This window comes from Renibacterium salmoninarum ATCC 33209, assembly GCF_000018885.1.
Classification (GTDB): Bacteria; Actinomycetota; Actinomycetes; order Actinomycetales; family Micrococcaceae; genus Renibacterium; species Renibacterium salmoninarum.
This window is the reverse complement of sequence record NC_010168.1, coordinates 3,036,009-3,057,815: the sequence shown is the minus strand read 5'-3', so window position 1 is coordinate 3,057,815 and position 21,807 is coordinate 3,036,009. Positions and strand designations below refer to the sequence as shown.

Annotated in this window: 18 protein-coding genes, 1 tRNA gene and 3 pseudogenes; 8 read left to right on the top strand and 14 right to left on the bottom strand. The window is 56.3% G+C overall.

Going from position 1 to position 21,807, the window contains the following annotated elements:
* Nucleotides 1–11 precede the first annotated feature (11 nt).
* From RSAL33209_RS15125 to RSAL33209_RS15110, 4 genes are all read left to right on the top strand, one after another.
* Nucleotides 12–2,195: a 3-hydroxyacyl-CoA dehydrogenase NAD-binding domain-containing protein gene (locus RSAL33209_RS15125; protein WP_012246780.1), complete on the top strand. Its 2,184-nt coding sequence runs from the start codon at nucleotides 12–14 to the stop codon at nucleotides 2,193–2,195.
* Between the two features lie 106 nt (nucleotides 2,196–2,301).
* The gene (locus RSAL33209_RS15120) at nucleotides 2,302–3,072 is read left to right on the top strand and encodes an electron transfer flavoprotein subunit beta/FixA family protein (protein ID WP_041684879.1); all 771 of its coding nucleotides are present in this window, start codon (nucleotides 2,302–2,304) and stop codon (nucleotides 3,070–3,072) included.
* A gap of 12 nt (nucleotides 3,073–3,084) precedes the next feature.
* A complete protein-coding gene (locus tag RSAL33209_RS15115) occupies nucleotides 3,085–4,053 on the top strand; it encodes an electron transfer flavoprotein subunit alpha/FixB family protein (protein ID WP_012246778.1) in 969 nt (322 codons plus the stop codon).
* A gap of 31 nt (nucleotides 4,054–4,084) precedes the next feature.
* Nucleotides 4,085–5,011 (top strand): cytochrome b/b6 domain-containing protein, encoded by a 927-nt coding sequence (locus tag RSAL33209_RS15110; protein WP_012246777.1) that lies wholly within the window; start codon nucleotides 4,085–4,087, stop codon nucleotides 5,009–5,011.
* Nucleotides 5,012–5,108: 97 nt separating this feature from the next.
* Here RSAL33209_RS15110 and RSAL33209_RS15105 read toward each other — a convergent pair whose 3' ends face one another.
* From RSAL33209_RS15105 to RSAL33209_RS15075, 7 genes and pseudogenes are all read right to left on the bottom strand, one after another.
* A complete protein-coding gene (locus RSAL33209_RS15105) occupies nucleotides 5,109–5,960 on the bottom strand; it encodes an SDR family oxidoreductase (RefSeq protein WP_041685937.1) in 852 nt (283 codons plus the stop codon).
* A 60-nt stretch (nucleotides 5,961–6,020) separates the two neighbouring features.
* The gene (locus RSAL33209_RS17305) at nucleotides 6,021–6,377 is read right to left on the bottom strand and encodes an AMP-binding enzyme (RefSeq protein ID WP_012246775.1); all 357 of its coding nucleotides are present in this window, start codon (nucleotides 6,375–6,377) and stop codon (nucleotides 6,021–6,023) included.
* Nucleotides 6,378–6,448: 71 nt separating this feature from the next.
* A pseudogene (locus RSAL33209_RS17300) lies at nucleotides 6,449–7,699 on the bottom strand (IS3 family transposase).
* A gap of 47 nt (nucleotides 7,700–7,746) precedes the next feature.
* Complete coding sequence (locus tag RSAL33209_RS15085) at nucleotides 7,747–8,478, bottom strand: transporter substrate-binding domain-containing protein (RefSeq protein WP_012246774.1); 732 nt, start codon at nucleotides 8,476–8,478, stop codon at nucleotides 7,747–7,749.
* A 100-nt stretch (nucleotides 8,479–8,578) separates the two neighbouring features.
* The gene (locus tag RSAL33209_RS17685) at nucleotides 8,579–8,731 is read right to left on the bottom strand and encodes a hypothetical protein (RefSeq protein WP_158541154.1); all 153 of its coding nucleotides are present in this window, start codon (nucleotides 8,729–8,731) and stop codon (nucleotides 8,579–8,581) included.
* Between the two features lie 7 nt (nucleotides 8,732–8,738).
* Nucleotides 8,739–10,463: a lipase family protein gene (locus RSAL33209_RS16695; protein WP_049759025.1), complete on the bottom strand. Its 1,725-nt coding sequence runs from the start codon at nucleotides 10,461–10,463 to the stop codon at nucleotides 8,739–8,741.
* Between the two features lie 80 nt (nucleotides 10,464–10,543).
* Nucleotides 10,544–11,155, bottom strand: coding sequence for a hypothetical protein (locus tag RSAL33209_RS15075; RefSeq protein ID WP_041684878.1), 612 nt, complete (start codon nucleotides 11,153–11,155; stop codon nucleotides 10,544–10,546).
* Nucleotides 11,156–11,328: 173 nt separating this feature from the next.
* On the opposite strand from RSAL33209_RS15075, the pseudogene RSAL33209_RS15070 reads away from it, so the two are divergent.
* Nucleotides 11,329–13,223 (top strand): annotated as a pseudogene (locus RSAL33209_RS15070) (ABC transporter ATP-binding protein).
* Here RSAL33209_RS15070 and RSAL33209_RS15065 read toward each other — a convergent pair.
* From RSAL33209_RS15065 to RSAL33209_RS15045, 7 genes are all read right to left on the bottom strand, one after another.
* Entirely contained in the window at nucleotides 13,218–13,667 is a 450-nt protein-coding gene (locus RSAL33209_RS15065; RefSeq protein ID WP_012246769.1) for a DUF6314 family protein, read from the bottom strand. The pseudogene RSAL33209_RS15070 and the gene RSAL33209_RS15065 sit on opposite strands and share 6 nt — an antisense overlap.
* Nucleotide 13,668: 1 nt before the next feature.
* Nucleotides 13,669–13,742 (bottom strand) — tRNA-Arg (locus tag RSAL33209_RS15060).
* Nucleotides 13,743–13,850: 108 nt separating this feature from the next.
* Complete coding sequence (locus tag RSAL33209_RS19865; RefSeq protein WP_325050073.1) at nucleotides 13,851–14,126, bottom strand: NAD(P)/FAD-dependent oxidoreductase; 276 nt, start codon at nucleotides 14,124–14,126, stop codon at nucleotides 13,851–13,853.
* Nucleotides 14,098–15,507 carry an NAD(P)/FAD-dependent oxidoreductase gene (locus tag RSAL33209_RS15055; protein ID WP_012246767.1) on the bottom strand — a complete coding sequence of 470 codons (1,410 nt, stop codon included), beginning with the start codon at nucleotides 15,505–15,507 and terminating at the stop codon, nucleotides 14,098–14,100. The genes RSAL33209_RS19865 and RSAL33209_RS15055 overlap by 29 nt, the downstream gene beginning before the upstream one ends.
* A gap of 18 nt (nucleotides 15,508–15,525) precedes the next feature.
* On the bottom strand, nucleotides 15,526–16,671 hold the full coding sequence (locus tag RSAL33209_RS15050) for a N(5)-(carboxyethyl)ornithine synthase (RefSeq protein WP_041684877.1): 1,146 nt from the start codon (nucleotides 16,669–16,671) through the stop codon (nucleotides 15,526–15,528).
* Between the two features lie 6 nt (nucleotides 16,672–16,677).
* Nucleotides 16,678–16,821: a hypothetical protein gene (locus RSAL33209_RS17840; RefSeq protein WP_169305785.1), complete on the bottom strand. Its 144-nt coding sequence runs from the start codon at nucleotides 16,819–16,821 to the stop codon at nucleotides 16,678–16,680.
* A gap of 201 nt (nucleotides 16,822–17,022) precedes the next feature.
* Nucleotides 17,023–18,096: an IS3 family transposase gene (locus RSAL33209_RS15045; protein ID WP_012243778.1), complete on the bottom strand. Its 1,074-nt coding sequence runs from the start codon at nucleotides 18,094–18,096 to the stop codon at nucleotides 17,023–17,025.
* Between the two features lie 245 nt (nucleotides 18,097–18,341).
* Between RSAL33209_RS15045 and RSAL33209_RS17295 the strand changes: the two are divergent.
* From RSAL33209_RS17295 to manD, 3 genes and pseudogenes are all read left to right on the top strand, one after another.
* Nucleotides 18,342–19,335 (top strand): annotated as a pseudogene (locus RSAL33209_RS17295) (glucuronate isomerase); the annotation flags it as partial.
* Nucleotides 19,332–20,552 carry a mannitol dehydrogenase family protein gene (locus tag RSAL33209_RS15025; RefSeq protein WP_012246763.1) on the top strand — a complete coding sequence of 407 codons (1,221 nt, stop codon included), beginning with the start codon at nucleotides 19,332–19,334 and terminating at the stop codon, nucleotides 20,550–20,552. The pseudogene RSAL33209_RS17295 and the gene RSAL33209_RS15025, both read left to right, overlap by 4 nt.
* Entirely contained in the window at nucleotides 20,549–21,781 is a 1,233-nt protein-coding gene (gene manD / locus RSAL33209_RS15020; protein WP_012246762.1) for a D-mannonate dehydratase ManD, read from the top strand. Before RSAL33209_RS15025 ends, manD begins: the two co-directional genes overlap by 4 nt.
* Nucleotides 21,782–21,807 lie beyond the last annotated feature (26 nt).

Sequence of the window (21,807 nt, the reverse complement as noted above, 5' to 3'; positions counted from 1 at the left end):
AATCTCTGATAATGACCGAGCAGAACAGCATCGAACCGAACATCATTCGCTGGCAACAAGACGACGACGGCGTCGTGATTCTCACGATCGACGATCCGGCCCAATCCGCCAACATCATGAACGACTCCTACACCAAATCAATGCGCGCAACGGTGGACAGGTTAGTCGTAGAGAAGGATTCAATTTCCGGCGTAGTGCTAACTTCTGCCAAGAAGACCTTCTTTGCCGGCGGAGACCTCAGCCAGCTTTCTGCCGCGCAGCCGGAGCAAGCCCAGGAAATCCTGGACTTAGCTACCGAGATAAAATCGCAGTTGCGCATCCTGGAAACTTTCGGCAAGCCAGTGGTTGCTGCCCTCAATGGCACTGCCCTTGGCGGCGGTTTGGAGATTGCCCTAGCTACCCATTATCGGATCGCGGCGGACGTCAAGGGTGTGCAACTCGGGCTACCAGAGGTGACGCTTGGGCTGCTTCCCGGTGGTGGTGGAATAGTCCGCACGGTACGAATGCTGGGTATTGCGGATGCGGCAATGAAGGTCTTGTTACAGGGGCAAAAATACGCCCCGGCGAAAGCCTTGGAAATTGGCTTGATTCATGAAGTAGTTGGATCCGTTGAGCAGCTACTCCCAGCGGCAAAGGCTTGGCTCAAGGCGAACCCGTCCGCGACGCAACCATGGGATGTGCCAAAGTACCGAATTCCGGGCGGCACCCCTGCTACGCCAGCGCTAGCTGCGAATTTGCCAGCATTTCCGGCAAATCTCCGCAAACAACTCAAGGGCGCTAACTATCCGGCACCCCGCGCCATTTTGGCGGTTGCGGTTGAGGGAGCACAGGTAGATTTCGAAACCGCATTACACATCGAGTCGCGTTACTTCGTTGAGTTAGTCACCGGTCAAGTGTCGAAAAAAATGACCAAAGCCTTTTTCTTTGATCTAGCTCAAATCAGTTCTGGCGCTAGCCGACCCAAGGGCATCGAAAAAGCTGTCGCACAAAAGGTAGCGGTTCTGGGTGCTGGCATGATGGGCGCGGGCATCGCCTATGTCTGCGCCAAAGCGGGAATCGACGTGGTACTCAAAGATGTATCTCTTGAGGCAGCAGAACGGGGTAAGGCCTACTCAGCGAAGCTGCTGGAAAAGGAGATCGCTCGGGGAAAGTCAACAACTCAAAAGGCTCAAGCCCTGTTGGCGAAAATTGTTCCCACCACGGAAGCTGCAGATTTAGCTGGCTGCGATCTGGTCATCGAAGCGGTCTTCGAAAGTGTCGAAGTCAAACAACAAGCGTTCCAAGAAATCGAGAGCATCGTAGCTGCTGATGCTTTGCTAGCTTCAAATACCTCCACGCTGCCGATCGCCTCGCTAGCTGAAGGCGTTCAGAACCAAGAGAACTTCATCGGCCTGCACTTCTTCTCCCCCGTGGACAAGATGCCGTTGGTGGAAATTATCACCGGGGCCAATACTTCCCCGACCACCCTGGCCCGCGCCTTTGACCTCGCGATGCAAATCCGCAAAACGCCCATCGTCGTTAGTGACCGGTGTGGCTTCTTCACCAGTCGGGTCATTGCGACGTTTATGAACGAGGCCCTGGGCATGCTGGGTGAAGGCATCAGCGCGGTTTCGATCGAACAAGCGGGATCGCAAGCTGGCTACCCGGCACCGCCGTTACAGTTGGCCGACGAGCTGAACCTGGAGCTGATGAATAAGATTCGCCTTGCCAGCAGGGACGCCTCGCACGCTGATCCGAGCGGGCCGGCGTACTTCGAGCACCCCGCCTATGCAGTTCTCGACAAAATGTTGGAATTGTCTCGAGGCGGTCGGCTGAAGGGCGCTGGATTTTATGATTACCTCGACGGTAACCGCACGGGTCTCTGGTCTGGTTTGACAGAAGTTTTCGGTGGAAGCCAACAGATCCCTTTCGAAGATATGAAGGAACGCATGCTGTTTGCTGAATCGCTCGAAACCGTTAAGTGTTTCGATGAAGGTGTTCTACATTCGGTTGCCGATGCCAATATTGGTTCAATCCTTGGCATTGGAACCCCAGCGTGGACCGGCGGCGTTATTCAATACATCAATGGATATCAGGGTGGGCTGGCAGGATTTGTCGCAAGAGCTCGCGAGCTTGCGGAGCGTTACGGTCCACAATTCGCGCCGCCGGAGTCCTTAGTAGCAAAAGCTGAGGCCGGCGAATTGTTCGTAGGATAATTGGCAAAGCATCAACGCGGTCCAATCTCGTGAAACAATCACGGTGCGGATCCAGGCCGCCCCTGAGGGAACAGCTGAAAAATTTCGACCCAAAAGGAACGAATCAATGAAGATCATCGTGCTTGTGAAGCAAGTCCCAGATACCGGCGAAGAACGAAAGCTGGATCCGACCACAGGCTGGCTAGACCGCCAGGCCAGCGACCCCATCGCCGACGAAATCAACGAACGAGCGCTGGAAGTTGCACTGCAATACAAAGATTCAGACAAGAAGACTGAAGTCGTGGTGCTGTCCATGGGGCCAACCGATGCGACACAAGCGATGCGTAAAGCACTCTCCATGGGTGCAGATTCAGCGGTTCATGTGCTCGATGACGGCCTCGCGGGAGCTGACGTAACTCGCACCGCAGCAGCACTTGCGGCGGCGGTGAAACTGACCGGATTCGACGTCGTCATTGCTGGCAATGAATCGACCGACGGACGCGCTGGTGTAGTTCCGGCCATGATTGCTGAACATCTGGGCTTGCCCTTGCTGGGTTCACTGCTTTCAGCAGACATCCAAGAAGGCTCAGTTTCCGGTGAGCGGCAAGGCGATGACGGCACTTTCAACGTGCACGCACCGTTGCCTGCCGTCGTTACCGTGACCGAACGCTCTGCAGAAGCGCGCTTTCCAAATTTTAAGGGGATCATGACGGCTAAGAAGAAGCCGGTCACTGTCCTCTCGCTTGGTGAGCTGGGAATCAGCGCGCCCGCTGAGGGACGCTCCGTGATTGTCAGCGTTGGCGAACGCCCGCCGCGCGCCGCCGGTAAGAAAATTGTTGATGACGGGAATGCTGCGGCTGAGTTGGCCGAATTCCTTGTTGCTGGGCGCTTGGTCTAGGAGGACTGCATAATGTCGAACATTTTGGTACTTGTTGAAATCAACCGTAGCGGCGAACTAGCCGGAAGCGCGCGCGGACTTTTGGGCGCGGCATCAGAGCTTGGGACCCCGATCGCGGTGCTCGCCTCGGCAGCACCGCTCACCGAACAGAACGTCAGCGATCTTGGCGCTCTTGGCGCTGCGCAGATCTATAGCGCCGTCGCGCCGGAAAGCGGCACGGTATTGGTCGCACCACAGCTGGAAGCGTTGACTGCGGCCGTGTCCGCATTGCAGCCCGCCGCAGTGTCGATTGCAAACTCAATTGATGGCCGGGAAGTCGCTGGACGGCTAGCCGTGCGCGCTAATGCTGGATTTGCGGCCGACGTCGTTGCCGTGCGATCTGAAGCAGATCGCATCATCGCCACACATTCAGTCTTTGGTGGCGAGTACACCGTCGAATCATCGGTTGAGGCTGGATTGCCAATTTTGACAATCCGGCAAGGGGCCGTTGAAACGCACGCGCCTGCCGCCCAACCTTCAGTTGAAGCATTGGATATCTCGGTAAGCAATGTTGCGGTTGCGCTGATCGATCAGTTCAACCCAGCAACAGTTTCTGCTCGCCCAGAGTTGCGCACCGCTGAAAAGGTTGCCTCTGGTGGCCGTGGCCTCGGCTCCAAGGAAAATCTTGTCTTAGTAGAACAGCTTGCTGATGCCCTCGGCGCGGCAGTTGGAGCCGCTAGGGTAGCCGTTGATGCTGGCTACGTCGATCAGCCAATGCAAGTTGGCCAGACTGGTGTGAGCGTCTCTCCGCAGCTATATATTGCGTTGGGTATTTCTGGCGCAATTCAGCATCGCGCCGGCATGATGACTTCCAAAACGATCGTTGCGATCAACAAGGACCCTGACTCCCCCATTTTTGAAGTTGCCGATTTTGGCATTGTTGGCGATGTTTTCAAAGTGGTGCCGCAACTGATTGACGCCATTAAATCCCGCTCCAACTGAACGTCGTACCGTCGGAAAGGTAGCAGGATTCATGTCTGCGCTGTATAAAAAGCTGCAAGAGGGAAAATGGGCCAGGCTCGTCTGGATTGTTCCAGCCGCCTTAGTGGTTTTGGTCATTCTGGTTTTTGCCGCTCGTTGGTTTATAGAGCTTGATTCGGTCAAGAGTTTCATGCACGACTACCCCGGTCAGTCTGAGCTGCCAGACGGCGCGCCCGTGGGGTTCCCGGCCTGGCTTAGCTGGCAACACTTTCTCAACGGCTTCTTTTTGCTGCTTATCATTCGCACTGGCTGGCAAGTTCGCACTACCGCCAGGCCAGCAGCGTATTGGACTCGAAACAATAAAGGCTTCATTAAGACCAAGAACGCGCCAAAAAAGATCAGCCTGGAACTTTGGTTCCATCTGACTTTGGACGCGTTCTGGTTCCTCAACGGGATCATTTTTGTCATCGTGCTGTTCTCAACCGGTCAGTGGACTCGTATTGTGCCAACTAGCTGGGATGTTTTCCCTAATGCAATCTCAGCTGGCCTTCAGTACCTGTCGTTGAACTGGCCGACTGACGATGGCTGGGTTAACTACAATGCACTGCAACTGTTGACCTACTTCATCACCGTCTTCATCGCGGCGCCGTTAGCCTTCATCACTGGACTGCGGATGTCTGGTGCCTGGCCAAAAAATGCGACGAAGCTGAATAAGTTCTACAAGATTGAAGTCGCCCGGGCCGTGCATTTCCCGGTAATGCTCTATTTCGTGCTGTTTATCATCGTGCATGTCACTTTGGTGCTGGCAACCGGAGCACTGCGTAACCTCAACCACATGTATGGCGGATCCGATGAAGTCAATTGGTGGGGCTTTGGCATCTTTGCGCTTTCGCTGATTGTGATGGCGGCAGCCTGGGTCTTAGCTCAACCGCTATTCCTGCGCCCGATCGCTTCCCTAACCGGCAAGGTCGGTCGCTAGCGCAAGATTCCGTCCTGGGATGCATTTTCGGCCCGGGGTGATCGATTCGGTAGGTCGAATCGATCACCCCGGGCCGAAAATGCATCCCAGGATCGGCTTAGTTGTCGATGTAGATATCCATAAAAAGCTCTGCCGTTGGATCAACCGCATAGTGGCTGAAATCCTTGACTCCCACAGTGCGAAGGACCTCGTCGTCAATTAACGTTTGTCCGGTCAGACCCCGCGACGTTAACACAACATGCGCGGCGTCGGCCATGATCTCGGGCTTCCGAGCGCGACGGATCATCTCGTCCCCGCCCAAAAGATTGGCGACGGCGGCAGTCGCGATGCCGGTCCGTGGCCACAACGCATTTGATGCGATGCCGCGATCGGCAAATTCAGCCGCAAACCCGAGCGCGTTTAGCGTCATGCCATATTTTGCCAGCGTGTAAGCCGGATGTGCGGCCAGCCACTTCTGGGAAAGATTCAGCGGTGGGCTGAGTGTCAAAATGTGCGGATTCTCTGCCTTGAGTAGGTGCGGCAGACTCGCTTGCGTGAGCATGAATGTACCGCGCACATTCACACCTTGCATCAGATCGTATCGTTTAGGCTGCACTTCGCCGGTTTTTGCCAAGTACAGAACACTTGCGTTGTTCAACACAATATCTATGCCACCAAAGTTTTCCACGGCGGCGGAGACTGCCTGCGCAATGGTTTCGTCAGAGCGAATGTCACCCAGAATAGGCAGTGCTTTACCGCCGGCGGCCTCAATTGCCGAGGCTGCGGTATGGATGGTCCCTTCGAGCCGCGGGTCAGGCTGATCTGTTTTTGCAATCAACACGATATTGGCACCATCGGCCGCCGCCCGAAGCGCGATTGCTAAACCGATACCACGCGAGCCACCGGACATGATGATGGTCTTACCAGCCAAGCTATCTGTTGCTGGATTGTCTGTCGTTTCAGTCACCATTGCTCCTTGCATTTATCTGACGGGCTTCTGTTACGGCTCCGAAAATCGGCGCCATTTTGTTCAGACCTGAATTTCGCGTTTCAAGATTTTCCCTGTGGGTCCCTTGGGTAACGCATCAATGATCAGCACGTGCCGCGGAAATTTGTAGGCGGCAAGGCGTTCCTTAGCGAATTCCTTGATTTCGATGGCCAGTGCTTCACGGTCACCATCAGCTTCTGGCTTGATACCAACCACGGCGTAGATTTCTTCACCATGCAGCTCATCGGGCCGGCCAATTACCGCAGCTTCAGCAACCGCAGGATGTTCGTACAACACTTCTTCAACCTCACGCGGATACACGTTATAGCCGCCGCGTAAAATCATGTCCTTCTTGCGGTCCACAATAAAATAGACCCCGTCTGCATCTCTTCGCACCATATCCCCGGTGTGAAACCAACCATTCCGAATCGCAAGCGCAGTGAACCGCTCCGGTGTGTCCGGAGGGTTTCTCAGACGATGAGCCTGTCGGCGGCTGCCGTGCTCTGGTAGTGATTGTAGTAGTGGTTTTCTAGCTCTACTGGTGGGATGTCTCCGCAGTACTGGTAGAGCCTTCGGTGGTTGTACCAATCGGCCCATTCAGCGGTGCCGATTTCGACTTCTTCTAGAGTCCGCCAGGGCTTGCCGGGTTTGATCAGCTCGGTCTTATAAAGCCCGTTGATGGTTTCCGCCAAGGCGTTGTCGTAACTATCACCAACAGAACCGATCGAGGGGCGGATACCGGCCTGGGCCAGGCGTTCGGTGAAGGCCAAGGAGGCGTATTGAGCCCCGGCATCGTGATGATGAATCACCCCGGAAATCTCAGCCCCGGCCCGTTCACGACTCCAGATTGCCTGATTAACTGCGTTGAGCACTAGCACGGTGTTCATAGAAGCACTCGCTGACCAGCCCAGGATCCTCCGAGAGTAAGCATCGATCACGAAGGCAACATAGACCCACCCGGACCAGGTCGAAACATAGGTGAAATCATCTACCCATAGCCGATCCGGTGCCGTTGGTGTGAAATCACGGCGGACCAAGTCCTTCGCTCGGGCCGCCTTCGAGTCTTTGATCGTGGTGCGTTTGACCTTGCCACGGACCGCACCCTGTATGCCAAGTAACCCCATGAGCCGTTCTACCGTGCACCTGGCCACCGGCACACCTTCACGGTTCATCGCCAACCAGACTTTCCTGGTGCCGTAAACCCCGTAATTAGCGGCATACACCTTCTGGATCACGGGCTTGAGCACCTCATCACGTTGTTCTCGGTGAGATCGTGTTTTATCCACCCATTCGTAGTACGTGGACGGGGTGGTCTTCACCCCGTCCCAGTAAGCACCTGGCAGATCGACTCGACACCCCACCGCAATCCATTATTCTCGCGGTGACCGGCATGGTCCTTGATGTATTTCACGATCAGTGTTGTGGCGGTCGAGTTCGACCGCGAAAAAAGCTGAAGCACTCCGAAGGATCGCGTTCGCCCGTTTCAGCTCAGCGTTCTCACGCCGTAACCGTTTCAGCTCGGCCGATTCCGTGCTCGTTGTTCCAGTTCTAGTACCAACATCGATCTCGGCTTGCCGGACCCATTTACGCACCGTTTCCGGCACACCCACACCCAAAAGCTGGGCAACTTTTTGCATCGCCGCCCACTCCGAAGACGCACCCTCCATCTCCGCACGATCCTTCAACTCCTGCGGATACCGTGTCGTAGTTTTCCCTGCCATGTCCTGATCCTCTCAAACAAGAAAGTCTCCGGACACACCGGGGCGATTCATAAAACCGGTAACGGTTCAGGTAGCGCAAAGGCACTTGATGACTTACTTGATGACTTATCAGTGGTTTCTGCCGCGATTTTCAGGCCCGAGTCAGGAGAGGTCTTGGCGAAATCGAGGTAGGTCAGGTTGTCATTGACGATGGCGTCCACCCGGCCCTGTTGCAGTAGCGCCACTGATTGGGCCCAACCCTCAACGCCTTGAACGTTTGCGCCGGCGTCCGTGGCAAGTTTGTACCAGTTGCTGGTCAGGGACTGCGCGGTAGTTTTGCCTTTGAGGTCCTCAAGTGACTTGATCGAGTTATTGTCTGCTTTGGTCACGATCACACCAGTAGAGACGGTGTACGGTGTGGAGAGCTCGTACTTCTTTTGCTGGTCTGGATTGATGGAAATCTGATTCGCGATCGCATCGAAACGCTTCGCGTCCAAGCCTGCGAAAATGCCGTCGAACTGTGTTTCTTGAAAGTTAACTTTGACTCCGAGCTTGCCGGCAACTGCTTGGGCGATTGCGACGTCGTAACCGGTGAGCGCGCCTGAGCCACCGTTCTCGTGGAAACTGAAAGGCTTGTAAGTACCTTCAGTGGCGATCACGATTTCGCCTTTGCTTTGGACTGCGCTTAACGAGGTGTCGCCACCGGAATTTGAATTAGTTGAACCGCCCGTGCCGCAACCGGCGACGACGAGTGCGAGGCTGGCGAGTAGGCCAACGAGGGTGATCTTGCGGCGATTCATCTGAAAATCCTGTTCTTAGGGGCTCTAGCTTGCTGAAGACTACCAGTCGCAACGTTTAGAGGACTCGATTGTATTTCCCGATGTTTCGGCTTTCTGTGGCTCAGGAATTCTTGACATAGTCACGTAACTCGGAAAGCGTCGGATTCTGGCTCAGGCTGATTGCGGTGAGGTCAATGGACTGGCCGTTTGTTCCGCCGTAGTTACAGCCCAGATCCACATCCGTTGTTGGGCTGGCTGCCGTGGAATTTTCCACAACCGCTTTAACTGCCGCTTTCAAGGTTTGGACGGCCGCGGCTTTGTCGGCAGAGGCAATGTTGACCGTGACGAGCATGGTGGACCCCATCCCCGCTGAACCGGCGTATTTGGCTACTACGTCGACCACGCCAGTGATTTTGGTGAGCGCAGCCTTCATATTTGCTGAAATGGTGGCATCGTCGGGCTTCGGTCCGGCAGCGGAGCATGAAGTTGATAGCCAGGCGACGACTCCAATGATCCGCACGACCATCAGCTTTCGGCGAATTGTCATGAACTGCTCCTTGAACCGGAATATCGACGGCGCTCACGGAGTCGCCTTTTCCCGCGATGAACTGCTGAGTTGCGGATTGATTCTGATAGCTCAGAATACCGAGGTATTGCGAAACCTTGGCTAGATCGGTCCGATACAAGCGGAAGTCATGATTATTTTCAATCAAATAGCCATCGCCGCCCAACGCTCCGCCATTTTCCGTTCGTTGTTTGAGCGCCGCGGGATCAAGGGCTGGATCGTCCATGGTGATGGAGCTGATGTTTGTGCGCGGCAGCAGCAGCGTTCCATCAGTTTTAATGCCGGCTAGATCGAGTTTTGGCACGATATCTCCCCGGTGAACGACGCTAAGAACATTAATCCGCGAGTCAATGTTGATGCCATCAATTGGCGAGCCGACCGCGATGAGGTTGGTCACGTTGAATTGTTTCAGGACCGCTGGATCAGAAGCCAAATTCCCGGCGATCATCCCGCCTTGGCTATGCCCAACCAACATCACCGGATCATCGGGCCGGATACCAGCCTTTCTCATCGCGAGAAGTACTTCTTCACTTCCCGTGCTCAGCTGCCCGGAAATGATTTTGAGATTCCCGGTCATATCGCGGCCATTACTGCCGCCGGAAGCTCCCCAATCCTCAGTTCCTGGAATATTTACGGTGTAGCCGACGGAGCCTTCGGGGTGTTCAATCTTTACGATTCGAATGTCGCCAGCAGCAGCATCCGGGCTGTTCTTGGCATCGTAAGCGCTGACCACACTTTGGAAAATATCTGCGATCGACTCGGGCCGGGTCAGTGGGCGGCGATCATTACGAAGCTCGGTACCACTGGACACTGTAAGAGGTGCACCAACTTGGGCCTTGCCGTCCGCAAACCAATTGGGGCTCAGATGACCAAGCGTGGCAAACGAGATCCCGCCGGAGATTAGCGTCCCGGCGGCCAGCGTGCTTGCCGCTATCAGCTCGGAGATCGTCGCGGACCGTCCCGAGAGCATGTCGCCAATTACCCCGCCGAGGTGAAACAACTGTTGTTCAGCATTATCTGCTTCACGAGAGATCGGCTTGACGCGAATTTGATCCGCTACCCAAGACAACCCGTCCTGAATCACATTGCTGGAATTGACTGTTTTTGCGCCGGTGATGATTGTTCCTGTCATCATTGAGCCGGTGAAACCGGGCGACTGTCCTTCTGCGCGGTCTACTGCGCTGGTGGCTACTTGTTCTTTGATGTTTTTCAGCACTTCTTCGGCCGCGGAGCTTAATCCGGTGGCCACGGTCTGCAATGCAGACTGATGTGCTGGCCAGCGGCCACGAAATCTGACACTGTCGGGACCATGCCAGAGCGCATGCCGCAACACAGCAGCTACTCCGTCACCAGCTTGCCGGAGCCGCTCCGAGGATTGGTTGAGCAGCTCGGCTAGCTTTGCCGCATCCAGCGGATCGAGCCCTAATCTCGACTCGGACACGGTCAAACCCCTGCCATAGCGAGAATTTCGTGACTGCCCACTAAAGCGAATATCAGCTCTCGAGCGAGGGCACCAACCGGCTAAGGCTTGGCAATCAGGCGATCGTCAAACCTTTGCAGCGCATGTAACTTTCCCATCGTGACAAGCCAGTGACCAGACCAGATGAGATCTTCGCCAGTTGAACGGGTAAGCACCGAAGCTGACACGCTCGATTCAGCGTCCACGGCAGAATTCGATTCGGGTGCTGCGTCGGTTGAGCCTGCTGATGCACGCAATTGGTTCAGCGGTGGCAGCGTGCGACGTGCGGCGGCCCAGAAATCTTTCTCGTCGAAAAGCATCAACTCAATGAGGTCTTCTTCGCCAGAGATCACTTCTTTTCCTTCGAATGTGTATGTGCGACGGCGCTGGAAACTGGCGACGCAATGCCCGCCAGCGAAGCTAAATTGGCTTAGCCCGGAAATCCCGGCGATTCGAGCGTCCATGATCAGCCGCGTTGGCGCGGACAAATAAAGTAAAATAGCGTCGAGCCAATCATGTTCAAGCATTTCGCGATCGATGGTCATGGACAGACCGGCGAGCTCCGCCTGGTCAGGATTGGCCGCTAGGTCGTTTGCCGCATTTTGCTGCAATACAGCCCACGCTTCGGTGCTTAGATGAAGCACCCGCAACGGTGACGTTGATTGGTTGAGCACTGATACCGCTTTCCAAAGGGAGCAACTTTTCGTCCAACGATACGATCTCCAAAGTGCCTCGTATATGGGCAGACCTACCCTGTGGATAACTCGGCTTGGGAACAAACTGTCAGTATCTGGCGCTAAGGTACAAAGAGAGCAACCATTGGGGCGGCCAAGGAGGAATTTCAGTTATGAGCATGGAAGGCGCTGCCTGGCAATCGCTCTGGAGTACGGCCGGTGCGAAAAAGGACGACGGCGGCGTCAGCAAAGACACGGTCAGGCGCACGATTACCTTCGCAAAGCCTTACCGACTCCGGCTGGTGGTCTTCGTCTTACTCTCGATAGTCTCCGCGTTTATCGCCGTGGCCACCCCGCTCTTGGCTGGCCAAATTGTGAATGCGATCGTTGCTCGCACCACCCTCCAATTGATTTTGCTTTTGGCGGGCATGATTGCGCTAGTCGCGGTGGCTGACGCTGGAGTTGGCTTAGTCGTGCGCTGGATTTCTTCTCAGCTAGGCGAGGATGTGATCTTGGATTTGCGCCGCGCAGTTTTCGATCACGTACAAAAGATGCCAATAGCATTTTTTACCCGGACCAGAACGGGTGCTTTAGTCAGCCGACTCAACAGCGATGTCATTGGTGCGCAGCAGGCCTTCAGCGGAACATTATCTGGCATCGTGAGCAACTTAGTGACCTTGATACTTACGCTCATTGTGATGCTAGGGACTTCTTGGCAAGTCACGGTTTTGGCGCTGGTTTTGCTGCCAATTTTCCTCTTGCCCGCTAGGCGATTCGGCTCGCGAATCGCAGGGATGCGCAAAGAAGCCGCAAACCTCAATGCCGATATGAGTACGCAAATGACTGAGCGGTTCTCTGCACCCGGTGCAACGCTGGTCAAGCTTTTCGGTCGCCCCGCGGACGAATCGCGTGAGTTCTTTGTGCGCGCCTCAAGGGTGCGAGACATCGGCGTCAAAGCGACCATGATGCAATTCGTTTTTGTCACGGAGTTGACGTTTGTTTCGGCACTGGCTTTGGCCCTGGTCTACGGCTTGGGCGGTTATTACGCTATTCGTGGCGATTTGGCGGCGGGCGACGTCGTAGTGCTGGCCTTGCTGCTGACCCGACTGTATGCGCCACTCCCCGCTTTAGCTAGCGCCCGAGTTGATCTGATGACTGCCCTGGTTAGCTTTGCCAGGGTGTTTGAAATTCTGGATCTCAAACCGCTAATTGCTGAGAAGGTCGATGCCAAGGCATTCCCCGCCGGTCCGCTTGGTGTTGAGTTCGACAATGTTCATTTTGGCTACCCAGCAGCAGATAAGGTTTCGCGGGCCTCGCTAGAAGACGTCGCCACTTTGGATACCCGTGGCGGTGAAGATGTGCTGCACGGCATCAGCTTCACGGCGAAACCCGGCCAAACGATTGCCTTAGTTGGTTCCTCAGGCGCCGGGAAATCGACGATTGCGCAGCTTTTGTCCAGACTCTACGACGTGGACTCGGGCGCGGTGCGGATTGGTGGCCTGGACGTCCGGGATTCAACCTTCGATTCATTGCGGGCAACGCTCAGCATGGTCACCCAAGATGGACACCTATTTCACGAGACGATCCGGTCGATTTTGTTGCTCGCTCAGCCGGCAGCCAGCGAAGCCGACTTGTGGTCTGCTTTGCGACGGGCACGGCTCGAGAACGTGATTGCTTCAATGCCTGATGGCCTTGACGCCGTGGTGGGCGAACAAGGGTACCGGCTCTCTGGTGGCGAAGGTCAGCGGCTAACAATTGCTCGCCTGCTTCTAGTCCAACCTGCTGTAGTGAGTCTTGACGAAGCCGCCGCTGCTCTTGACTCAACGAATGAGGCAGCGGTTCAAGCTGCGTTAGGCGAGGCGAGGCGTTGCGCGGCCGGACCGCTGTGGTGATTGCACACCGCCTCTCCACCATTCGAGAGGCAGATGCAATCTTGGTTATTGAGGCGGGTCGAATCGTAGAGCAGGGGACGCACGAGAAATTGCTTGCTGCCCAAGGTCGCTACTCGGAGTTGTATCTCACCCAGTTTTCGCAGACTAACAAGACCGTGGATTTCGAAGCATCATAGGATGCGTTGCCAACTGCTAGTCCGTAAGTTGTCTTTGCTCGGCCCAGTTACGTCCCAGACGACGGATAGCTCATCTTGGCTCAGTGCTTGATATTCAACCTGGTAGGTGTCCGCAGCGCACGGATGGTTTGCCCGCCAGAGCCCGGAGCCCAGATTCATCGTGTGAAAAAAATAGCTGGCGGATCCGTCTGGATTGACAAAAGACCAATCCAAAACGGCGGGATCTCCGGTGGGTAGCAATCGATAGTCTCGCTGCGTCTGCGCGCTGGCTCCACGCCAATCCAGGATTCCGAACTCGTGATAATGCAGACCGCCGTCGGCCAGCGAGCTCAGTTCAGCGGTGCCAGAAAAAGTTCCGTTTTGACCATGTTTGCGGTCCACAACAGTGCGTTCTATCCGCCAACTGCCACGGAGGAACGCGGCCAGATCCGATATTTCTAACAAGTGCCCCTGGCCGGATTCGAACCGGCGACCTTCCCTTTAGGAGAGGGACGCTCTATCCTACTGAGCTACAGAGGCCAGGACCGACGATCTACGGCCGCCAGTCCAGATAAAACATACAGAATGTAGCTTACAGGAGTGTCTTGGCTACTAGCGAGACGGACCTGGGCTGATCGCTAAAACTGCCTATTGCTGCGGGTCCAACCAGGCGTGGACTAGAGGCACCACGCTTGCGCCCTCACCGCTTGCCGAAGCAACTCGTTTCATCGAACCGGCGCGAATATCGCCTACTGCGAAAACGCCCGGCGTCGTGGTCTCAAGGTTTCCCGGTGGCAGTCCATCAACCCACGTTGATTTCGGCACATCGCGGCCAGTGACCACAAAGCCCTTGTCATCTCGGGACACTTCTGCCGGTAACCATTCACATCGCTGCTCAGCACCAAGAAGGAGTGAAGAGGCCACCAGTCTCGTGTCTACTCAGAACTCCAGTGTTAGTATCGCGGATCTCGATCCAGTCCAGTCTGCCTTCACCACCGCCATCGGCGACTTCCGCGCACGTTTGTACCGAGATGCGTGGGTTGTACTCAATTTCGTTGATCAGATAGCTCGACATCGTCTCGGCGAGCGAAGGCCTACGAATCAGGATGGTCACCGAGCGAGCAAAACGGGACAGATGAACCGCGGCTTGGCCCGCCGAGTTCCCGCCACCGACCACAAAGACATCCCGATCTTCCATCTCACGCGCCGCCGTCATGGCGGCACCATAAAAGACGCCCAAACCGACCAAAGAATCAATCGATTCGATGCGCAACTTTCGATACGAAACACCGCTGGCGACGACGACGGCGCGGGCCCGAATGTTTCCGCCTCCGGTCTGGAGGACGTGCTCGCCGACTCCCGGTACCAGGCCTTCTACTGGCCAACCGGTAAAGAACCGAGTGCCAAAACGTATCGCCTGGCTTCGCGCGCGTTGCGCTAGACGCATACCGGAGATGCCACGTGGAAAGCCCAAATAGTTTCTGATCATGGAACTGGTGCCAGCTTGGCCGCCAATTGCTTCGGCTTCCACCACGGTCGTGCTCAAACCCTCGGAAGCACCGTAAACCGCTGCGGCAAGACCTGCTGGGCCGCCGCCAACGATTGCCAGGTCAACTACTTGATCCACGTCAATATCGCTAGGAGCGCCGTAGATGGAAATTGCTACATCACGGACTGTGGGAGCACTGACTGGAGCGCCATTGAACGGCTGCACGATCGGATACTTTGGCTCAACCGTACCGAGTTTTTCCAAAGCCTCCAGCCCTTCCGGGCTATCTGGCGTGAACGTACGTATCGGCATGCCCATCCGGTATAGGAAGTCTCTAATCGCAAGTGTGGAACCGTCGAGGAGCGGGGTGATGATTCGGACCGTATCCATTTCTGGTGCGGCCACCGTTGAGTCCCAATCAGAGAGGATCTCAGTGATCGCAGTGTGAAACTCTTCATCACGAACCCCGCGCGGAAGCAGCAAGAAAGCGTCATACTTACCCTTCGCAAGGCCTGCGCGTAGCGCCACGGAATCCTCGCGAAAATTATCCCAATGCGCCGTGACAATTCGCCGAGCGGTGGGCACCAGAGCGCGCCAGTCGTGGAAGGCTTTGAGCACATTCACGTCGGCCAATCTGGAATCGGCAACATAAAGAGCTGCTAGTCCGCCGGTGTAGCGAATTCGTTGAGTAACCTCAAGTGCTTCCACCACACCAGTAGCGGTATATAGGTCGTATTCGCGCTGATAACGCCAGAACTGGTCCTCTAGAACGTCTGCATATTTTTCGGAGACGAGAATAATCGCGGGATTCGGCATGCCAAGATTCTATGCCGCTCAGCTCAGCATCGGGTGCGGGTACGTTGCTGATCTTTGCTGGAAGGCTAGAATCGCCGGATTGACGATTTCTCCCGCCCGAATTTCAATGGCGAGACTAATGGTTTCATCGTCCGCCCAGGCTGCTGGGCCAGCCATCACCGGAGCCAAAAATGGCAGTAATGCCTGGCTAACTTCCCAGCTGGCCGAATTCCACAAATAAGAGGGACTATGGTCTACGCCGTAGTAGCTCACGTGCTCGCCAACCTGAAATATCGGATCTTTGAACGAGGTGGGGCGCGCCCAACTGAATCCCATGCCTTCATCGCAGGAGACGTCCACAATCAGGCTGCCGGGTTGAAAACCAGCTAGGTCATCGATGTTGAGGTAAGTGAGCGGCGCGGAGGTGTCCTGCAAAGTGCAATTGACGACGACGTCGAAGTCAGCCAAAAAGGCAGCCAGCGGAACCCTGCCGGCATCGGTCATGGCATGGCTTAAGTGCGGAGCTTTTGGGTCATGGTCGAATTGCACGATCTTAACCGAGTGGATTGGTGAGCCGACCGCGGCAACTCCGCGATTGGTCAATACCTGGACGTCGTGAACGCCATGGGCGTTGAGTGCAGTGACGGCGCCACGCGCGGTGGCGCCAAAGCCAATGACGGCGGCGCGCAGACGTGGGCCGTAGTCGCCGGTGATCCCGCGCAGTGCGAAAGCATGCAGGACCGAACAATAACCGGCAAGTTCGTTGTTCTTATGAAAAACATGCAAACCGAAGCCGCCGTCAGAGGCCCAGTGATTCATCGCCTCGAACGCGATTAAAGTCAGCTTCTTCTCGATCGCTATCTGGGTGATTTCTTGATCCGGTACACAGTGCGGCCAGCCCCAGAGGACTTGGCCATCTTGGAGGTCTAGCAAATCGGAAGGCTGTGGTTTGGGTAGCAAGATCACCTCAGCAGCGCCGATTAGTTCTTCTCTGGAGCAGACCCGATCAACTAGAGGTGCCAGTTGATCATCGGAGATGCCAAAACGAGTACCGTAGCCGGTCTCCACTAGCATGTTTTGCCGAAGGTTCGCAGCGATTTTTTCGAAATGCAAAGGGTGGAGCGGCACCCTGCGCTCATCGGGCTTACGGGAACTTGCTATGACGCCCAGTTTCAGTGCTGACATTGGCAATCAGCGTTTCTTGGGCTGGGCAAGTTTTTCTTTCAGTGTAGGGGCGTTTTTATCAGATTCTGTAGCGCGTTTATCCGCACGCTTCTCCTTAATCGATTTGCTGGATTTTTTAGATGCGCTTTGTCTCGGAGATTTATCGCCCATTGCAGCTCCCTCATAGGGGAGCCGTGTCGACTCCGTAGTGCTGACAGTACACCTGATGTTGAACGCCGGGCAGTCTCAGCTGTTTGTCGGTCAAGCTCGCTAGGCTGAAGCAATGAGCACGTTTGGCGCCCCAGGTGCGATGAGCCGGGGCAGAAGTATTCGCGAATTGTTTGGTGAACCGTTACCGGTTTCTTGCCGCTTTTATGCGAGTCCCTGCACCGGTTGGGCCGGGATGGTTTCTTTAGCGTAATACACTACTTCGTGTTCTGTCGGTGGGATGTCTCCGATGCTGGTGTGTAGGCGGTCGTTGTTGTACCAATCGATCCAGGCCAAGCTGGCCCATTCAACCTCATCGATGGTTTTCAACGGCCCGTTGCGGAAGGGAGAATCTTCTCGGACGGCTTCAGTCTTGAACAGGCCGATGGTGGACTCGGCCAAGGCGTTATCGTAGGCGTCCCCGACAGAGCCGATTGATGCTGCGATGCCCTCCAGAGTCAGGGTTTCCCCGAAATGCAAGGAAGTGTACTGGGACCCGGCGGCGGAATGATGGATCAGCCCTTCTGCGACCGGATGCCTGGTGCGTGTCCGCTGCCATAAGCCCATCCTGAGTGCTGTGCTCACCAGGGCGGTGTCCTTGATCGTGGAGATGTTCCAGCCCACGATGTACTTGGAGAAACAATCAATGATGAACGCGACATAGACGAAACCTGCCCAGGTGCGCACATAGGTGAAGTCCGCAACCCAGCGCTGATTTGGGCCAGCTGCGGTGAAGCACCGATCCAATAAATCCGGGGCACGGTCATGGTTTCGGTCCGGCACCGTGGTGCGCACACCTTTGCCCCGTACCCGGCCTTTCAAACTCAACAAGCTCATGAGCCGGTTCACCTGCCGGTAAGAGACCTCGAATCCTTTCCGACGCAGCCAAGCCGTCATTTTCCTCCTCCCGTACATTCCCTCCGGTGTCCCTACCGTTCCTAGCAACGCATCCATAACCGAAGCCTCTGCCATGTCCCGGACCGAAGCGGTGGAGACCTTCCAACTACGGTAGGTCCGGGCAGTGACCGTTAAGCCCTGGCCACGCAGGACCTTGCAGATCACCTCGACTGCCCAGCCAAGGAAGCGTTGTTCATCGATGAATCCCCTGATCAATGCTTCGCGGGGGTCGAGTTCCCCCGCGAAGAAAACCGACGCAGCCTTCACAATCTCTAACGACTCACGCAGCTCACGATTCTCACGTTTGAGCGCACGTACCTGCTCCGATTCCGTCGTGGACATCCCTACCCTGGTCCCGGCATCAATTTAGGCCTGCCTCACCCAACGACGTAGGGATTCCTTCCCAACCCCGACTTTGCCGCCCACAGCAGCACAAGCAGCCATCAACGCTGGATACTCCTGGAGATGATCCAAAACCAGCCGCACCGACCTGTCCCGAACCTCCCGCGAAAACTTCCGATTCATAACCATCAATACTTCCTTCCAAACTCAAAAGGAAGCGGCATAAAACCGGTAACGGTTCAGTGCTGGCAACGCCCGGTTTCCGGCCGCGTGCGCTCTTTGATTCCTTTGGCATTGAAGTGCTCGCCACTACCGATGACCCGCTTGACTCGTTGTCCGATCACGCCGCGCTGGCCGCGGATTCTTCGTTCAATGGCCGGGTTCTACCGACCTTTCGGCCTGACGCCTATTTGAACGCGCACGCGCCGGGTTTCTCCGATCGGGTCGATCGGTTGATTGTTGAGGCGGGCGAAGGTGCTGTGGGTTACCGGGGCTACCTTGTCGCGTTGGCTAACCGGCGTCGGTATTTTATTGAACACGGAGCGGTCTCGGCGGATCACGGCGTGCGCATTCCACTGACGGTTAAGCTGCCTTTCGCAGAGGCCGAGCGGCTATTCGATTCTGCGCTGCGCGGTGAGCTATCTGCGTTAGAACGGGATGTCTTTGAGGGTCAAATGATTTATCAGATGGCCCGGATGTCTGTGGAGGACGGCTTGGTTATGACGCTGCACCCAGGCTCGCTGCGAAACCACTAGGGACCGTCATTCGAGCGATTTGGTGCGGACACCGGGCACGATATTCCCTTCGCCGTGGGATATACCGAGGGCTTGCAGCCGTTGCTCAACGAATTTGGCGCTGCCGCGGGGTTCCTTTGAGTGCTGTTCACCTTGGACGAGACGGTGTTTTCACGTGAATTGGCACCGTTAGCGGGATTCTCCGTCCGTGTACCTTGGCGCGCCCTGGTGGTTCCTTGACGCTCCGGACGCAATGTTGCGGTTCCGTTCCGCAGTCACTGAAACCGCTGGCTTTTCCCGAAGCGCTGGCTTTTCCCGAAGCGCTGGCTTTGTCGATGACACGCGTACCTTTTGTTCGATTCCGGCCCGGCACGACGCTTCTCGCCGAGTAGAGGCTTCGTTCCTGGCTCGATTGGTGGCCGAGCATCGACTCGCGGAATCGCGGGCGGCTGAAATTATTGTGGACCTAGTTGATGCTGCGTCGCGACGGGTCTTCAAGCTATGAATCCGGGCCCAACTGCCTTGTCGCGTTCCGTCCTGAACTTGCCCGCCCCGGCAGTACGAATAGTCCACCTGGGCTTGGGTGCTTTTCACCGCGCACATCAGGTTTGGTACACCCAGCATGCCGCTGATGGTGCGGAATGGGGGATTACCGCGTTCAGTATGCGCTCCGCCGCGGCGGCTGATTTGCTTGCAGCGCAGGACGGGTTATTTACGCTCGTGGAACGCGGCGCCGCGGACAGTTTCGAGCTGCTTTGGCCGATTCTCGAAGTTGGCGATGCGTCCGCCGATGCTGGGGCCTTACGGATGATCGAGCTGATCGCGGCGCCGAGTACCGCCGTCGTCACGCTGACCATTACCGAGGCGGGCTACGTTGCAGGCTCGGTCGCGGTGACCCTGCTCCGTGCCGGGCTGGCGGCGCGGGCCGCAGCGGGAGCTGGGCCGATCGCCGTCGTGCCTTGCGACAATCTCAGCGGCAACGGTGACCTGCTAGCCTCGCTAATCTTTCCGGCCGGCCGCGCTGATGGCGTGAGTTTTATCTCGACGTCGGTAGATCGAATCACGCCGCGTTCGACGTCGGCAGATCAAGAAAGGGTCTTGCCCGCCACCGGGCGGGAAGACGCCGCCCCCGTGGTCACCGAGCCTTACCGGAGTTGGATTCTGCAGGGAGACTTCCCCGCGGGGCGGCCTCGGTGGGAGCCGGCCGGGGCGATGTTTGTGGCGGACGTGACGCCTTGGGAGCAGCGCAAGCTGTGGATGCTCAATGGTGCGCACAGCTACTTGGCCAACGCTGGATTGGTTCGTGGGCTGGAAACAGTAGCTCAGGCGATTTCCGACCCAGAGCTGCGTGCGGGAGTGCAGGCGCTTTGGGCCGAAGTGGCGGCACATTTGCCGGCCGAGGTTGAGGCCGAAAATTACGCCGCTCAGCTGATCGAACGTTTTGAAAATGGTCGGATCGAGCACCGACTGAGCCAAATCGCAGCCGACTCAGTGGCTAAATTAAGGGTCCGGGTGCCGCCGGTGCTGCGGGTTGAACAAATGGCGGGCCGATCCGGTGCAGCATCCAGGGCAGTGCTCGAAGCCTGGGTTCGGGCCATGCCAAGCGGAAGGCGTAGCCCTGATGTTCACGACGCTGAGATCGATATCGCGTTGAAATCTAGCGATAGCAGTACGGCCCTTTTGACCTTGATTGACCCTGATGTAGTGGAGGAAACCCGATGAAAATCATCGCCGCTGATGTGATTGTCAGCAGTCCCAGCCGGAACTTTGTGACGCTCAAAATCACCACCGATGAAGGCTTCACTGGGGTGGGAGATGCGACTCTGAACGGGCGCGAGCTTGCGGTTGCGAGCTATTTGGGCGACCACTTGTGCCAGTTGTTAATCGGTCGCGATCCGCATCGGATTGAAGACACCTGGCAGTTCTTGTACCGCAGTTCTTATTGGCGGCGTGGGCCGGTGACCATGGCAGCGATTGCCGCCGTCGATATGGCGTTATGGGATATCAAAGGTAAAGCGGCCGGGCTGCCGGTTTATCAACTCTTGGGCGGTGCTTCGCGAACTGGATTGCGCACTTACGGGCATGCTTCCGGTCGCGATTTACCCGAGCTTTTTTACTCGGTGCGGGAAAACTTAGCTGAGGGTCACACCTCGGTGCGGATTCAGACGGCCGTGCCCGGGTTGAAAGCTATTTATGGCATCGCCGCGCAGGAACAGTCCTCAGGTGAGCGTTACGATTACGAGCCCGCGGGTCGTGGCGCATTCCCAGCTGAAGAAGACTGGGACACTCGAGCGTATTTGAATCATTTGCCGAGCGTCTTCGAAGCTGTGCGAAATGAATTCGGCCCGGACTTGCCGCTGCTGCACGATGGGCATCACCGGATGACGCCGATTCAAGCCGCAAAACTCGGTAAATCGCTGGAGCCCTATGACCTGTTCTGGCTCGAAGACTGCACCCCGGCAGAGAATCAGGAAGCATTGCGGCTGGTGCGCCAGCACACCACCACGCCGTTGGCTATTGGCGAGGTATTCAATACCGTGTGGGATTTCCAGACCCTGATCCGAGAGCAGCTCATTGACTACGTGCGCGCGGCCTCAACGCACTTCGGCGGTATTTCGCCGCTCAAGAAGGTGATGGACTACGCCGCGCAATACCAAATCAAGTCAGGCTTCCACGGCCCAACTGATATCTCGCCAGTGGGATTTGCTGCGCAATGCCATGTGGGGCTGGCGATCCATAACTACGGCATCCAGGAATACATGCTGCACTCACCGCAAACCAACGAGGTGTTCCAGCAGTCGCTGAGCTTCAGTGGCGGGCTGATTCGGCTTGACCCGAATGCGCCGGGACTCGGTATTGAACTTGATGAAGAAGCTGCAGCACGTTATCCGTACCAGCAGGCGTATCTGCCCTACAACCGGCTTGCGGATGGGACCGTGCACGACTGGTAACCTCCCAACGCAAACGCTGCACCACT